The organism is Arsukibacterium sp. (assembly GCF_041616895.1).
In the GTDB taxonomy this organism is placed as follows: domain Bacteria; phylum Pseudomonadota; class Gammaproteobacteria; order Enterobacterales; family Alteromonadaceae; genus Alishewanella.
This window is the reverse complement of the sequence record NZ_JBFJPY010000078.1, coordinates 1-15,556: the sequence shown is the minus strand read 5'-3', so window position 1 is coordinate 15,556 and position 15,556 is coordinate 1. Positions and strand designations below refer to the sequence as shown.

At 47.4% G+C, this 15,556-nt stretch carries 11 protein-coding genes; 6 read left to right on the top strand and 5 right to left on the bottom strand.

Going from position 1 to position 15,556, the window contains the following annotated elements; genetic code table 11:
- Positions 1 to 416: H-NS histone family protein (locus ABY802_RS12665; protein ID WP_372627504.1), on the top strand; the 416-nt coding region annotated here is incomplete at its 5' end.
- A 76-nt stretch (positions 417 to 492) separates the two neighbouring features.
- Here the strand turns inward: ABY802_RS12665 and ABY802_RS12660 are convergent.
- The gene (locus tag ABY802_RS12660; RefSeq protein ID WP_372627503.1) at positions 493 to 1,236 is read right to left on the bottom strand and encodes a YciK family oxidoreductase; all 744 of its coding nucleotides are present in this window, start codon (positions 1,234 to 1,236) and stop codon (positions 493 to 495) included.
- Between the two features lie 240 nt (positions 1,237 to 1,476).
- Here ABY802_RS12660 and ABY802_RS12655 point away from each other — a divergent pair, with 240 nt between their 5' ends.
- Together ABY802_RS12655 and sohB are read left to right on the top strand one after the other, a co-directional pair.
- Entirely contained in the window at positions 1,477 to 3,882 is a 2,406-nt protein-coding gene (locus tag ABY802_RS12655; RefSeq protein ID WP_372627502.1) for a VolA/Pla-1 family phospholipase, read from the top strand.
- Positions 3,883 to 3,982: 100 nt separating this feature from the next.
- Positions 3,983 to 4,984 (top strand): protease SohB, encoded by a 1,002-nt coding sequence (gene sohB / locus ABY802_RS12650; RefSeq protein WP_372627501.1) that lies wholly within the window; start codon positions 3,983 to 3,985, stop codon positions 4,982 to 4,984.
- A 53-nt stretch (positions 4,985 to 5,037) separates the two neighbouring features.
- On the opposite strand, the gene ABY802_RS12645 is transcribed toward sohB, so the two are convergent.
- Positions 5,038 to 6,375, bottom strand: coding sequence for a dicarboxylate/amino acid:cation symporter (locus tag ABY802_RS12645; protein WP_372627500.1), 1,338 nt, complete (start codon positions 6,373 to 6,375; stop codon positions 5,038 to 5,040).
- Positions 6,376 to 6,543: 168 nt separating this feature from the next.
- Between ABY802_RS12645 and ABY802_RS12640 the strand changes: the two genes are divergently transcribed.
- Positions 6,544 to 8,769, top strand: a complete 2,226-nt coding sequence (locus ABY802_RS12640) for an Ig-like domain-containing protein (RefSeq protein ID WP_372627499.1) — start codon at positions 6,544 to 6,546, stop codon at positions 8,767 to 8,769.
- 86 nt (positions 8,770 to 8,855) lie between these two features.
- On the opposite strand, the gene astB is transcribed toward ABY802_RS12640, so the two are convergent.
- Positions 8,856 to 10,196: an N-succinylarginine dihydrolase gene (gene astB, locus ABY802_RS12635; protein ID WP_372627498.1), complete on the bottom strand. Its 1,341-nt coding sequence runs from the start codon at positions 10,194 to 10,196 to the stop codon at positions 8,856 to 8,858.
- A gap of 232 nt (positions 10,197 to 10,428) precedes the next feature.
- Here astB and topA point away from each other — a divergent pair, with 232 nt between their 5' ends.
- On the top strand, positions 10,429 to 13,035 hold the full coding sequence (gene topA / locus ABY802_RS12630) for a type I DNA topoisomerase (RefSeq protein ID WP_372627497.1): 2,607 nt from the start codon (positions 10,429 to 10,431) through the stop codon (positions 13,033 to 13,035).
- 64 nt (positions 13,036 to 13,099) lie between these two features.
- Here topA and ABY802_RS12625 read toward each other — a convergent pair whose 3' ends face one another.
- Together ABY802_RS12625 and ABY802_RS12620 are read right to left on the bottom strand one after the other, a co-directional pair.
- Entirely contained in the window at positions 13,100 to 13,864 is a 765-nt protein-coding gene (locus tag ABY802_RS12625) for a hypothetical protein (RefSeq protein ID WP_372627496.1), read from the bottom strand.
- A gap of 74 nt (positions 13,865 to 13,938) precedes the next feature.
- On the bottom strand, positions 13,939 to 14,628 hold the full coding sequence (locus ABY802_RS12620; protein WP_372627495.1) for a sensor histidine kinase: 690 nt from the start codon (positions 14,626 to 14,628) through the stop codon (positions 13,939 to 13,941).
- Between the two features lie 154 nt (positions 14,629 to 14,782).
- On the opposite strand from ABY802_RS12620, the gene cysB reads away from it, so the two are divergent.
- The coding region (gene cysB / locus ABY802_RS12615; RefSeq protein WP_372627494.1) for an HTH-type transcriptional regulator CysB at positions 14,783 to 15,556 on the top strand (774 nt) is incomplete at its 3' end.

Genomic DNA, 15,556 nt, shown 5'->3' with positions numbered 1-15,556 from the left:
AGCAAGAAGTGGAATTAATCGCTCAGCTTGAAGGACTGGCTAAAGCGCAGGGTTACACCATGGAGCAGCTTGGTTATAAACAAAGCAGCGATGTGGTGGTGGCAGAGAGCACTGACAGCGGCAGTTCAAAAAGGCCAGTGAAGCCGAAATTTAAAACGATAAACAAAGACAGTCAGTTTTTCTATGTCGAAAATGGTCAACTGCAGTTACTTCGCACCCATACTATGAAGAAAGGTTTGCAGCAACGTGGCATTCAGGTAGTTCCACTTGCCAAGGTAGATAAAAAATTCGCTAAAGATGTTGATAAGCTGATTGCTGATGCCACAGCGCAGGCCGTTGAAAATTTCAACAGTAAAGTTGCTATCTGGAATGAATGGGCAATAGCTAACGATGGCGAGATATTAGAAAAGCGCTAGCTATCGAAAAACACTAAACGTATTCCCTTAAAAAAACCGGTGATATCACCGGTTTTTTTTAAGGGACAAGCGTCAGTTATTTTTGCTGCGCATCAAGTGACTTACCATTTTCAGATTTACTGTCGTCGGCCATTAAATACAGATAAAGCCACATTAAATCTTCCGGTGTTTTTAACCGCATCGGATCTTCTCCCGGGTAGGCTTTAGCGCGCATTGCAGTGCGGGTCGCCCCCGGATTAATACAATTAACCCGGATAGAACTGCCGGCGTATTCGTCTGCCATGACCTGCATTAACCCTTCGGTAGCAAATTTTGATACGGCATAAGGGCCCCAGTACGCACGGCCAACGCGGCCAACGCCCGATGAGGTAAACACAACAGAGGCTGCTGGTGCTTTTTTAAGTACCGGCATTAATGCCTGAGTCATTAGCATGGCGCCGGTGACGTTAATTTGCATTATGTCCTGCCAACTTGCCAGATTGATATGCTCAAAGGGGCTAAGCACACCAAGCAAGCCTGCATTGTGCAGCACACCGTCGAGTTTGCCAAATTCACGCGCTATGGTGGTCGCCATATCGTTATAGTGAGAGGATGTCGCCCCTTTCAAGTCAAGTGGCACAATTGCGGGTTCTGCGCCGCCTGCAGCAACAATTTCATCGTATACCGCTTCAAGCTTGTTAACTGTTTTCCCAAGCAAAATAACGGTTGCGCCATATTTGGCGTAAGTGAGGGCGGCACAACGACCAATACCATCACCGGCGCCGGTGACTAAAATAACTTTATTTTGTAACGCCGCTGCCGGCGCAGTGTAGTTATTCATAAAATCTAACCTGTTAGCGTTGAAAAACGGCGCAAGCATACGCTCAAAACAACTATTTTGCATCTTTCTTGCTACCAACTGTATTTTTGCGCTAGCGATCTGTCAGACTTTGAGTTAACTTTAACTGGTCGTAGCTGTTCTGCGGGAACAGCCACTTTTAAACGAAAAAGAATTCGTAATAAGCAAGGCAAGGTTTTGCTTTGCAATAAAAAAATAAAGCGTTTAGGACGGGGAGAGATTATGAAAAAGCTTGCTATTAGTATCGCTGTTGCGGCAGCGGTCGGTCTGGCTGGTTGCGGTGATTCTTTAGAGGATTTAAAGCAAGAGGCTGCGCAACCGGGTGGAACAGTTGTACCCTCATCAAGAGTGATATTTGACCCAACCGCAAGTCGGGTATCGGTACCAAATGACTTACTGTTTCAGGGAACCACTGACGGTACATTAACGCTGGACAGTGGCGCTAACCCAGATTACACCAACCCACAGGTGGCTTTAGGTGCGCTTGATGGCTGGTCAACCCAGAATCCATTCGCCATTGACCTCAGCTTTGCACCCGGTGTAACGCTCAATGCAGATACGGCACAAGCCCCAGGCGCAGTGCGGGTATTTAAAGCGTTAATGGGCGATCCGGCGTCGCCTGAAGCATCCTGTACCTCAGTACCACGTGGTGCAGCGTGTCAGATTATAGAAGAGCTGCAGTTCGGACAAGATTTTGTTACAGCCGGGCGTGGCAACAGCGTGGCAGTTATTCCGTTAAAACCACTGGAAAGTGCAACCACTTACTTGCTGGCATTAACCGACGTGTTGCAGGATAGTACTGGCGAGTCAATTAAGCCCTCTACCACCTATGAACTGGTTAAACAGGATATAACGACCTTACCATTAGCCAGTGCTTCTCAGCGTGCATTACAAGGCGTGATTAATAGCTTTGAAAATGTCATGGTCAGAGACGAAGGTCTCAATAAAGATAATATTATTTACACCGCGGCGATTACCACACAATCTGTGGGCGCAGTGCTGTCAACGTTAAAGCAGCTAATGGCCTCGCCAACGCCAACAGGATACGGTCCGTCTGCTTTAGTTGTTAACAATACAGGCTTAACGGTAGCGCAATTGAACCCGGCTTTTGCTGGTAGTCCGGCATTTACGCTTGCCCGTTACTACACGGGCACACTAACGCTTCCTTATTATCTGGGGATGCCTACAGAAGCGAATCCAAGAGCGCCGCTTAATACACGCTGGATGGCTCGATGTGACAGTGGTGCGACACTTGCTGCGTTGCCAGCTTCTATGAAACCTGAGAACCCAGTATCTGAAAATGATGGGGCTTGCCAGGCGTTTAGTGGCGGTGCATTACGCGATTTAGGTGTTGACCCGGCGCGTCACCTGACTAAGTTCAACACCATTCCGAAAATCAACAGCTACCAGACGGTTGATGTGCAGATGACCGTGCCGGATGCGAATGTCATCACGATGCCTGAAGCGGGTTGGCCGGTTGTTATTTTGCAACATGGTATTACTTCACGTCGCTCGGATATGCTGGCAATTACCGGTACTCTGTCGTCGCAAGGCTTTGCGACGGTAGCTATTGATCATCCGCTGCATGGCGATCGTGGTTTTACTGCTGAAATTCAGAACGCTGATAATAGTACGTCAACCTTGACCTTCAACGCGTCGACAAACGCTGCAACTGACTATATGAATCTGTCTAACTTACTGGTTACCCGTGATAATTTACGGCAAAGTATTGCAGATATGCTGGCGTTGCGTTTAGCACTAAACTTTGCACAAGGTGTTGATTTAGATACCAGTCGAGTTCAGTTTTTAGGCCACTCTTTGGGTGGGATAACGGGTACCGGTATGGTGGCGCTGGCAAATACCAGTACCGGCAATGCGCAGTTAGATGCGCTATACCAAGTTGAAACGGCTGCACTGGCAATGCCTGGTGGCGCAGTGGCTAACTTCCTGCTGGATTCAGCAGCGTTTGGCCCGCTGATTAAAGCAAGTGTCATGTTAGGTGCCGGCGGAGAGCTTACCAGTCACTTTGTCACCTATGTTGCGACAAATACGGACTGTGGCGTACCAACGGCAGCAACCGCAGCCAGCTATCCAGGGTGTGCTGCACCTGTGGTTAATGCGTACCTGATGACCTTAACTGAACCCGCTAATGCAGCTCAGGCAGCACGGGTTTCAGCAACGCTGAGCCAGTTTGCATTCGCGGCGCAGACGGTAACCGACGCCGGCGATCCAAATAACTATGCTGAGCGCATGGTAAACAGCTCAACGCCAGTGTATATGATTGAAGTTGTGGGCGATGGTATGAACAATCTGCCGGATCAGGTTATTCCGAATGGCTTCTTTAATCCATTAGCCGCGCTGGCTGCTGGTAGAATGCCATTAGCCGGAACTGAACCGCTGGCCCGCTTATTAAATGCTGCTGCGATTCCGGCAGCTGCGGGGGGCTGGAGCCTTAACGAGGGCAATGCCATTGCCCGCTTTAATGCTGGCAACCATAGCTCTATTTTAAGCCCGGCTGGCAGCCCGGCAGCAACTCAGGAAATGCAAACACAAAGCGTGACCTTCTTCTTAAACAGAGGTCAGGCAGTGTTGGTATCTAACCCTACAGTGTTAGCTAGCGGAAACTAACTGGTTAAGTTAAAACAAAGCCCGGCGGCTTTATGCGCCGGGCTTTTTCTTTTTAATGATCAGGATACAATAAGTTTTTCATTCAGACAGGAGCGTAACTTTGGCATTTTTAATGGAATATGGCATGTTTTTGGCTAAAGCAGCCACTATCGTTTTTGCGATAGGGTTGGTTGTTGGCATTGTGGTAAATGCCAGCCATAAACCGAAAGCGAAGAAAGGTCAGCTGGAGTTTACCGATTTGAGTAAACATTACCGGTTGCAAACAGCAGAGTTACAAGAACGGCTGCTGGATAAAAAAAAGTTTAAGCAATGGCAGAAATCACAACAAAAGGAATTGAAACAACAACCCAATGCATTGCCGTGTTTGTTTGTACTTGAGTTCAATGGCTCCATGGACGCCAGGGAGACTGAGTCATTAAGGGAAGAAGTGTCAGCCGTTCTTGCTATCGCCAAGCCAGATGATGAAGTTTTACTGCGTCTGGAAAGTGGGGGTGGGGTAGTACATGGTTATGGCTTGGCGGCCTCGCAGCTTGACAGGCTGCGCCAGCAGAATATCAGCCTGACCATCGCGGTAGATAAAGTGGCAGCTAGTGGTGGCTATATGATGGCGTGCATCGGCACTAAAATAATTGCAGCACCCTTTGCGATATTAGGTTCTATTGGCGTGATTGCTCAGCTGCCAAACTTTCATAAATTTTTACAGAAGAATGATGTCGATTTTGAGCAGTTTACCGCAGGTGAGTTTAAGCGGACCGTAACCTTGTTTGGTGAAAATACCGATAAGGGCAGACAAAAGTTTCAGCAGGAGTTGGAAGAAACGCATGGTTTATTCAAACGCTTTGTCGAGCAGCACCGACCACAGCTCGATGTATCTCAGGTTGCAACTGGCGAACATTGGTTTGGTTATCAGGCACTGGATTTGCAATTAGTTGACCAGATCCAGACCAGTGACGACTATCTGATGACGAAATTATCAAGCCATCGGGTGTTTAAGGTTACCTACCAGCTTAAAAAAGGCCTGGCTGAGAAAGTGGGTATGGGTTCAGCCAACGTGCTGTCGCTCTGGTGGCAAAAACTGGTGCAGCAGAGTTGGCTGCGCTAACTACCTAAAGCATAAAAAAACAGGCCTTGAAGGCCTGTTTTTTTTGGTAAGTGTTACTGGCGTAAATGATGGAAATCGACTTTCTCGTCTTTCACGCCGGCATTTACATCATCAAATGTTGCCTGATCAAATTGTTGCTCACTTTTACCAACGATACAGGAGACCATGGCGTCACCGGTAACATTTACCGCGGTTCTGGTCATATCCAGCAGCCTGTCGACACCAATAATCAAGGCAATACCTTCCACTGGCAAGCCGACTTGCTGTAACACCATCGCCAGCATAATCAAACCAACCCCAGGAACACCCGCGGTACCAATAGAAGCCAGTGTTGCAGTCAGGATCACCATCAGATAGTCAGCAACGGTCAGATCAACCAGGTAAACCTGGGCAATAAACACCGTGGCCACACCCTGCATAATCGCCGTACCATCCATGTTAATGGTGGCACCGAGTGGTACAGTAAAAGACGCTATGCTATTTTTCACCCCAAGTTTCTTAGTCACAGTTTCCATAGTTACTGGCATAGTGGCGTTGCTACTGGACGTACTAAAACCAAATAACGCGGCGTCGCGCATTTTACGCAGAAAAATAAACGGATTTAAACCGGTTAGCAGCTTCAGAATAATACTGTAACTGACCAAGCCGTGAAAAATGAGTACCGTCAGCACCACGCCAAAGTACATGGCCAGACTTTTAATGGTTTCAAAACCCAGGGTGGTAAATAGCTTAGCCATCAGGAAGAACACGCCATAGGGCGCCAGGTTCATCAGAATGGTAACCAGTTTCATGATCACTTCACTAAGATCATTAAACACCGCTGCCAGCCTTTCGCCGGGCTTACCGCTTAACGCCATCGCCAAGCCAAACAGCACTGCAAAGACAATTACTTGCAGCATATTACCCTGCGCCATCGACTCGATAGGGTTGCTGGGGAAAATATCAATAAACACCTGAGCAAGGGAGGGCGCTTCAGACACGTCGAAATTGGCATCAGATTGGCGCTCAACTCCTTTACCCGGGCCAACGAGTAATGCGGCAGTCATCGCCAGACTGATGGCGATAGCCGTGGTAATCAGATACAAACCAATCGTTTTACCGCCCAGTCGACCCAAAGTAGAGGTGTCTGATAATGAACAGGTACCGCAAACCAGTGAGACAAAAACTAACGGCACAACAAGCATTTTTAAACTGGCGATGAAAATTTCGCCGCCAGCATGAAAAACACCATCGATAAAAAAAGCCTTCAGCGGCAATGCCATGCCAAACAAAGTGAGCACCCGCTCTTCCTGTCCGGCTAAAATAGCTTTAAAAAAGAAACCCACTAAGATACCGGCAACCATGCCGATAACGATACGGGCAGTTAATCCCAACTTTCTATTATTGCTCATTGTTTTCGTGATTTATCGGTGCTGAATGGTCACAAGACTATCAGTTTGCAACGCTATTGGGCAGGCTTGATAAAAATTTTTTTGAAAATTGCTGTGACGTAGTGATAATTAATGGTTTAAGATGCAATTAACAAAAACTATATATAAAAAAAGTTAGGGAGAGTTTTCATGCGAAACATCCGGCAACTACTTGTTGCATTAATGATTACATCGCTCGCTGCCTGCGGTGGCGGCGGTACCTTGAGCAGTGGCGGCGATGGCGGCGGAGGTTCTGGTGGTAATACTCCGGTATTTACCCTTGCGCTTACCCTGACTAATGCTGCTGGAACTGAAACAAATAATTTATCGCAAGATACGCCATTAGTTGTTACGGCAACTTTAACTGCAACAAATGATGGTAATGTATCAAACCGCCTAATCAGTTTTGAAGTGTCAGGTGATGGGCTTGCTTTGCTGGGTAACGATGCTGGCTCAGCGTCAACCAATGCAGCGGGCGTAGCGACAATCCCTCTTAACGTGGGTAACCGTTCTGGCGCAGGTCAGGTTACTGCAACCTTTGGTGAAGTGTCTGCCAATGCAGTATTTAATTCTGCAGGTGACGGCGGTGATGATGTCGATGTCACTATCGGCAGTATTCGTTTGATCGCGGACAAACTTCTGCTTGGTTCAGGCGCATCGGATAAAGTTGAGTTGAGTGCGTTAGTTCGTGATACGAACAACGTTACTTTAGCGGGTGTTCCCGTTACCTTCTCTGCTGACTCTGGTGAAATCACCATCGTTGATACGGTAACCGGCAGCAATGGTATTGCTAAAGCAACCCTGACTACCCTGTCTGATAGCAATAATCGTGATATTACCGTTATTGCCAGAGTGCAGCAGCAAACCGCAGAATTGGTAGTTGATGTCGTTGGTACTAATCTGCAAATTGCTGCTCCTGCAGCGGTTGTGTTAAACGACAGCGCCACAATTGATGTGTTTGTCACTGATTCAAGTGGTAATGGTATCCAGGGAGTCGTACTTGATGTCAGCTCAGCCCTGGGTAACAGCTTAAGTGAAACCAACCCGGTAACGGTTGGATCGGGCGGTAAAGCGTCGTTTACTTACACCGGGGTTAACAGTGGTGTTGATACCGTAACGGTTACAGCTCTGGGCATTTCCAGCAATGTTCAGCTGAATGTCAGTCCTGATACTTTTGTTTTTGAACAAATAAACGGCGAAGGAAATGAAGTAGTAGAGATACCGTTGAATACGGCACAGGCATTGGGCGTCCAGTGGCTGATTGATGCGTCACCCAATGTGGGTGAGTCGGTTAGTTTTGCTACCTCTCGCGGCTTTATTGCAACAACTGCTGCAGGCTTAGTAGATGAGCATGTTACCGTGTCACAGACTACCGATGCCGCTGGTGAGGCAGGAGTGTTTGTGCAGTCTGGCTTCGCCGGGTTAGCTACCATTGCTGCTCAGGGTGGTGATGCCCAAAGCAGTGTTAATGCCCAAAAAATTGTAGAGTTTGTGGCAACGACCCCAACCAAAGTAGAAGTGCAGGCATTTCCGGCTCAGGTTGGCTTGGGTGAAACCAGTGCGGTTCGGGCTATTGTCCGGGATGCCAACAATAATCCGGTTAAAAACCAGAATGTGGTATTCACTTTGGATAACGCAGCCGGCGGCCAACTAAGCGCGGTACTGGCGCGGACGAATTCACAAGGTGTTGCTTCTACTGTGTTCACTGCAGATAGCACCACTGGTGGTGGTGTTGAGGGCCTGAACCTTGTGGTTAAAGGTGCTTTAGCTGCGAACGATGCGATTGTCGGTCAAACGGATATAGCAGTGGGTCGCAGAACATTGTTCTTTCGCTTCGGTACCGGTAACGTCATTACCAAGCCGAACGACAGTACCTATTCAAAAGAGTTTTCAATCATTGTTACTGACAGCTCAGGTAATCCGGTTCCTAATCAACAATTAAACGTTGCAGTGGTTCCTTTATCTTACTCCAAGGGTGTATGGGTTAAATCACCAACACCACCAGCTGCATTCAGAAACTGGGCGGCTGAAGTATCGATTACCTGCCCGAACGAAGATGTTAATCTGGATGGTATTCTGGAAGTGTCAGAAGATACCAACGGTGATGGTCAGATTACCCCGGGTAACCGTGCCACAGTTCCGGCTACAGTGACTGCGGATGACAGTGGTATTGCAGTGTTTAATATTCAGTATCCACAAGACGTGGGTGCCTGGATGGACGTGCGCCTGCAAGTATCTGGAACTGCGTCTGGCACGGAAAACGTGGCCTCACGTAATTATGGCTTGCCGGTAGCGAGTGAAGATGTCACCACCGAAACATCGCCGCCACCAAGCAATCCTTTTGGAGCGGTTGGTAACTGTACTGTTACTGATTAATCTGAATACTTTATAGTGTTGATGCCCGCCATAGCGCGGGCAGAAAAAAACCGCCTGCAGGCGGTTTTTTTATAGTTCATTTTTAACTAACGCTGGAATTGATAAACCGAACCCAGTGCTAATATCTGCGTTAATTCATCCAGTGCTGAGCGTGATTCCGTCAGCAGCTGTGGATCGGCTAAATCAGCTTCAGAAATCTGATCGCGGTAATGTTTATCCACCCAGCTATTCAGGGTGGCGAACAGCGTATCGTTCATCAATACGTTTGGATTCACTGCCTGACGTTCCTGCTCACTTAATGCAACCCGTAATCGTAAACAGGCTGGGCCACCGCCATTGCGCATGCTTTGTTTAACGTCATAGTAATGCACGTGCTTAATCGGCGTGCCGCGTCCGGTAAGCTCTGCCAGGTAGCGGCTTACCGCAGGGCTATCCTGACATTCGGTCGGGGCAATAATCGCCATTTCGCCGGTTGCCAGGGTAACCACCTGGGTATTAAACAAATAAGTGTTGATGGCTTCTTGCACCGACACTTCGTTGTTGTTTACTTCTATAAGGAACAGCTCGCTGTCATTGCCAAACTTGCGTTTGAGCTCATCCAGTTTGCTTTGCGTATCGACAAAGGCTTGCTGATGATAAAACAGCACATTCTGATTACCTACTGCGATAACATCATTGTGGAACACACCCTGATCAATCACCTCGGGGTTTTGTTGCATATACACGACATGCTCATCGCTTAAGCCATGCAAACGGGCTACCGCTTCGCACGCTTCCAGTGTGTGTCTGGCAGGAAAGCGTTTAGGTGCTGCTTTGGATTGATCGAATGCATAACGACCAAATACAAACATCTCCACACCTTTTTTGCCGTAGTCGCTACATAATCTGGTATGATTCGCCGCACCTTCGTCCCCGAAATGATCGTTATCGGGTAAATGCTGGTGATGGGCAAAATGTTTCGGATCGGCAAACATCGCTTGTAATATTCTGCCGGTAGTCTGAGGTTCAAGTGAACGGTGGAACTTATTCGTTAAGTTTGCCGGGGTAAAGTGCACTTTATGGTCAGCACTATCAGCACTGGGTGAAATTGTCGCGGCGTTGGCAGTCCACATACTGGATGCGGAACACACTGCCCGAAATACCGCAGGTGCTTGCTTTGCTGCCTTAGCAATGATTTCACTGTCTGAACCGGTAAAACCAAGCCGACGTAAGGTATAAACATCAGGTCGCTCTTGCGGAGCCAGCACGCCCTGAACTAAACCTAAGTCATGCAGAGCCTTCATTTTCTGCAAACCTTGCTTAGCGGCTTGTTTTGGGCTGGAAGTGTTGTTAGCGTTAGATAAAGAGGCAACATTGCCGACTGATAAGCCGGCATAGTTGTGCGTTGGTCCTACCAGACCATCGAAATTTGCTTCAAAGTACTTCATTTTTGCTTTATATCCTTCTGTTGGAAGGGGCACTGTTTTTATTGTTTTTGCGGCCGCTTATGTTTTTTTTATGCTTCATTTATGAGTTGGCTATCAAATAGCCGCTGGGTCTGTAAAATGACCCGGATTGCATAATAATGAGTTTATTCACTTGTCACAACTGCGGTTTGCGGATATATGTTAAAAAAGGGCGGCCAAAAGGCGGCTTCAGTTTGGGAATTCAGGTTTTAAGATGGCGAAATCACTGGTAATAGTCGAATCACCGGCAAAAGCAAAGACAATTAATAAATATTTAGGAAACGACTATGTCGTTAAATCGAGTGTAGGCCATATTCGCGATCTGCCTACCAGCAGTAGCAAAGATAAAAGCCGAACTACCGATAAAAGCCTGAGTAAAGAACAGAAAGAGTATAAAGCTCTGGTTGACCGGATGGGGATCGATCCGGCACACGGCTGGCAAGCCCGTTACGAAATTTTGCCTGGTAAAGAAAAGGTAGTCAAAGAACTTAAAGCTCTGGCAGATAAGGCTGATACGGTTTATCTGGCAACGGATTTGGACCGCGAAGGAGAAGCCATAGCCTGGCACTTACAGGAAATTATTGGTGGCGAACCTGAGAAATTTAAGCGGGTTGTTTTTAACGAAATTACCAAGTCTGCCATTACCAATGCGTTTGTTGAACCTGGGCAGGTAAATGTTGATCAGGTAAATGCCCAGCAGGCCCGCCGGTTTTTAGATCGGGTCGTGGGGTTTATGGTGTCGCCACTGCTGTGGAAAAAAGTAGCACGAGGCTTATCGGCTGGTAGAGTGCAATCCGTTGCCGTGCGCTTAGTGGTCGAGCGTGAGCGTGAAATCAAGGCATTTGTACCTGAAGAGTACTGGACGCTTGCCGCCGATACCTTAACTGATACCGGTAAACCGTTGTTACTGGACGTAGTACGAGAGAATGGTAAAGCCTTTAAGCCCGTCAACAAGCAACAAGCGGATGCCGCAGTCAAACGGTTACAAGACGCAACCTTTGAAATAAAAGAACGTGAAGACAAGCCCAGTAGCAGCAAGCCTCAGGCTCCCTTTATTACCTCAACCTTACAACAGGCCGCGAGTACCCGTTTAGGTTATGGTGTTAAGAAAACCATGATGCTGGCACAGCGCCTGTATGAAGCCGGCCATATAACGTATATGCGGACCGACTCGACCAATCTTAGTACAGAAGCAGTCGGCGCCTGTCGTGATTACATCAGCAAGAAATTTGGCAAAGATTATCTGACTGCTGAGCCGATAAGCTATGGCAGTAAGGCTAACGCCCAGGAAGCTCACGAAGCGGTTCGCCCTTCAAATGTAACTGTGTTAGCCAGCGATTTAGCTGATATGGAAGCGGATGCTCGCAAATTGTATGAGTTAATCTGGCGCCAGTTTGTTGCATGTCAAATGCCGCCAGCACAATACGACGTGACTAATATTACGGTAGCGGCAGCAGATTTCGAATTAAAAGCCAAAGGCAGAGTATTACGTTTTGATGGCTGGACCAGAGTGCAGCCTGCAGTGAAACGTAAAGGCGAAGAAGACAGCGAATTGCCTGACGTTAAACCAGGTCAGCAATTGCAATTACAGCAACTTCAAAGCGCGCAGCACTTTACCAAGCCGGCGGCGCGATTCAGCGAAGCCAGTTTGGTTAAAGAGTTAGAAAAGCGTGGTATTGGCCGGCCTTCTACTTACGCTGCAATTATTTCTACTATTCAGGACAGAGGCTATGTCCGGGTAGAAAATAAACGGTTTTATGCCGAGAAAATGGGTGAAATCGTTACCGATCGGCTGGTAGAAAATTTCGACGATTTAATGAATTACGATTTCACTGCCAATATGGAGTTAACCCTGGATGACATCGCCAAAGGGCAGCGCCAGTGGCGTAAAGAACTGGACAATTTTTACACGGGTTTCTCTGGTAAATTAAAAACCGCCGAGCAGGATCCCGAGCAGGGTGGCATGCGTGCCAACCAGTTCGTGCTAACCGATATCGACTGCCCCAGCTGCGGTCGGAAAATGGGGATCCGCACAGCATCTACCGGCGTATTTTTGGGGTGTTCTGGTTATAACCTGCCGCCCAAAGAACGCTGTACTACGACCATGAACTTACTGCCGGGGGATGAGGCAGTGAAAGTGACGGACGATGATGAGCTGGAAACCGAAGCGCTGCGTCAGAAAAAACGCTGCGCAAAGTGTGGTACCGCCATGGACAGCTATCTGATTGACGAACAACGTAAGTTGCATGTGTGTGGTAATAATCCCGAGTGTGATGGTTATGAGCTGGAAAGCGGTAACTTTAAAATAAAAGGTTATGAAGGCCCCCTGATCGAGTGCGATAAATGCGGTAGTGATATGCAGCTTAAATCAGGACGATTTGGCAAATACTTTGGTTGTACTAACAGTGAGTGCAAAAACACCCGTAAATTGTTGCGAAGTGGGGAAGCGGCGCCTCCTAAAGAGGACCCGGTTCACTTGCCCGAACTAAAATGTGAGAAATCTGATGCCCATTTTGTGTTGCGCGATGGTGCCGCGGGCGTGTTTCTTGCTGCCTCAACCTTCCCTAAATCCAGGGAAACCAGAGCGCCGCTGGTCAGTGAGCTTAAAACATTTCGCGATAGGATCTCGCCGAAGTTTTATTATCTGGCAGATGCGCCGCTCAAAGATAAAGACGGTAATCCCAGTATTGTAAGGTGGAGTCGCAAAACTAAACAACAGTATGTGATGACCGAAAAAGACGGTAAAGCAACGGGTTGGGCGGCCTGGTATGAGAAAGGCAAGTGGGTGGTATCAACCAAAGATAAACCTGCAGCAAAATAATCAGCTACTGACATAAAAATGGCACCGCACGGTGCCATTTTTATATTGGTTCTTTATTTACAGCCTACCATTTACGTTTAGGCGCAAATAACTCGTCGATATCTTTGTTCTCTTTCTCTTCTTTCTTTTCCCGGTCTCTTAGATTACCCGCTTTTAATTCGGTCGCAATGTCTTCCAGAGTTTGCACCACTTCGGCTTTACGACTGATCACATAATCATCAGGATGCGTGCTGCCGTTTAAAGAGGTAAGTGCTTTTTCAAAGTACTGACGGGCTGAACCAAGCATATTATTGCTGCGGGCTTGCTTACCACGTTTAATTTGGCTCTCAACGTTAATGCGTAATTGCAGAATTTCCAGGCGCTTATCTTCTGCGACCACGGTAGAGGTATCAATGTTGCCTCTGGCATGCTCACTGCGAAGCGTGGTGCGTAGTTTCTTGATCCCCCGAATAAGCCCTATTAACTGTTGATCATTATCCGGTAGAGTCAGGTTGTCAGACGTTACCTGATCGGCGGCAACGGGTTCTTTTAATCTGTTTTCAATTTCCTGCAGCCGTTGCTTTAGCTCCCGGGTGCCTTGTTCCAGTTCTACCATGCCACGCAGGGCGTAAGCACTGCGTTTTAGCAGCATGTTGGCAAGCGCCGGAGTAAACGGCACATTCGCCGTGTTGGCCAGCATATCCTCGGTATCATCCAGCATATGACGTAACTTGGTATATTCAGCACGTTTAAGGGCAGCTATCCGGGCTTTGTGTTGCTGCACCACGTTAACGACAACAGCAATAATCACCAAAGCTATAATAAGCGAGATGATAATGGGTAACAGCATGCAGACCTCTGAACGTATACGCGTTTATGAATGATAGTAATCTGATTTGATGATAATGAACAGTTTTCTGCAAATCAGGGCAACGTTAAACTAAAGCTTCCACCAGATAATTCGCCGTTATTCTGCAATGTTACCTGGCCACGCTGGTTTTTATTATGATGGGCACGCGCAATTAATTTAGCAAAAAAAATGCCAAGACCAGTATGGCCATGTCGTAAATCAAGTTTATGCATATCCGGGTTGGCGTTATCCAGCATAAAATCAGGAAAGCCAGGCCCGTCATCAATTACCTGAACTTGTAGCCGCCCCTGTGCAACCTCAGCGCTTAATACGATGCGTCGACTGCAATAGCGCAGCGCATTAGCGATAGCATCATTGAGCACACTTAATACCAGGTCGCGGTCAAAAAACCAGTGTAAATCATGCTCAACCTGAATAATAAATTCAATGTCTTGCTGAATGGCAAAATACTGGTTTTTTAACAGCAGCTCTTCGAACAGTTCGCTCAGGTAATGTTGATCAATTTGCACCGGTAATTGCTGACGGTCCAGACGATACAGTGATAGCAATTGCAGTAAATTGGAGTTAAGCCGGTTGGCTTCATAATTTAACCTGGCCAGCTCTGCCCGGGCGTCATCAGACAGCTTGTCACCCTCAGCCTGAATTAGCTCTGCGGACTGTATCACCATACATAATGAATTCTTCATATCATGAACACTGCAAGCTAATACGGTGGCAAAGTCAATTTCTTGGGTGTTTGGCATAACGCCTCCGGGGTTTGATGATAACGCCTGTCAGTAAATTGTTAATTTTTTTTGCTACTAAAAGTTATAGCATTGCCATTTATAAAAATTAGTTGGAATATCTGGCAAGACGGGTATATTGAACGGTGATCATTCTTTACCGGACCTGGGCCAGATGAAATTACAGCAATTGCGTTACATTGTTGAGGTGCTTAACCATAACTTAAATGTGTCGGCAACGGCAGAGAGTCTTTATACCTCGCAGCCAGGGATCAGTAAACAGGTAAGAATGCTGGAAGATGAACTGGGTATTCAGGTGTTTGGCCGCAGCGGCAAGCATCTGACTCACGTTACGCCAGCAGGTCGTGATGTTATTGAAATAGCACAACAAATTCTGGCTAAAGTCGAAAGCATAAAGGCGGTTGCCAAAGAACATACCTTACCTGATCAGGGAAAGCTAAATATTGCTACGACCCATACCCAGGCCCGTTATGCATTGCCTCCTGTGATCAGTGGTTTTATGCAGAAATACCCCAAAGTGTCGCTGCATATGCATCAGGGTTCACCACAACAGATCTCTGAAGCCGCTTCACGAGGTGAAGCCGATTTTGCCATCGCCACCGAAGCCTTGCATTTGTATGGTGATTTAGTGATGTTGCCGTGTTATCACTGGAATCGCAGCGTCATTGTCAGACAGGACCACCCGCTGGCGCAACTTGGTCGCAAAATTGCTGTAGAAGATGTTGCCCAGCATCCTATTGTTACCTATGTTTTTGGTTTTACCGGCCGTTCAGAACTTGACCGCGCTTTTGCCGCGAAAGGCTTAGAGCCACGGATTGTGTTTACTGCTACCGATGCAGATGTGCTTAAAACCTATGTTCGGTTAGGCCTGGGCGTCGGCGTAATAGCATCGATGGCCATTGATCCGCAATTAGATAAAGATCTGGTT

Bases quoted from the DNA above. Each gene is read 5' to 3' on its own strand.
- ABY802_RS12660 (WP_372627503.1), bottom strand. From the start codon at position 1,236: ATGAATAACTACACTGCGCCGGCAGCGGCGTTACAAAATAAAGTTATT.
- ABY802_RS12655 (WP_372627502.1), top strand. From the start codon at position 1,477: ATGAAAAAGCTTGCTATTAGTATCGCTGTTGCGGCAGCGGTCGGTCTG.
- ABY802_RS12645 (WP_372627500.1), bottom strand. From the start codon at position 6,375: ATGAGCAATAATAGAAAGTTGGGATTAACTGCCCGTATCGTTATCGGC.
- ABY802_RS12640 (WP_372627499.1), top strand. From the start codon at position 6,544: ATGCGAAACATCCGGCAACTACTTGTTGCATTAATGATTACATCGCTC.
- astB (WP_372627498.1), bottom strand. From the start codon at position 10,196: ATGAAGTACTTTGAAGCAAATTTCGATGGTCTGGTAGGACCAACGCAC.
- topA (WP_372627497.1), top strand. From the start codon at position 10,429: ATGGCGAAATCACTGGTAATAGTCGAATCACCGGCAAAAGCAAAGACA.
- ABY802_RS12625 (WP_372627496.1), bottom strand. From the start codon at position 13,864: ATGCTGTTACCCATTATCATCTCGCTTATTATAGCTTTGGTGATTATT.
- ABY802_RS12620 (WP_372627495.1), bottom strand. From the start codon at position 14,628: ATGCCAAACACCCAAGAAATTGACTTTGCCACCGTATTAGCTTGCAGT.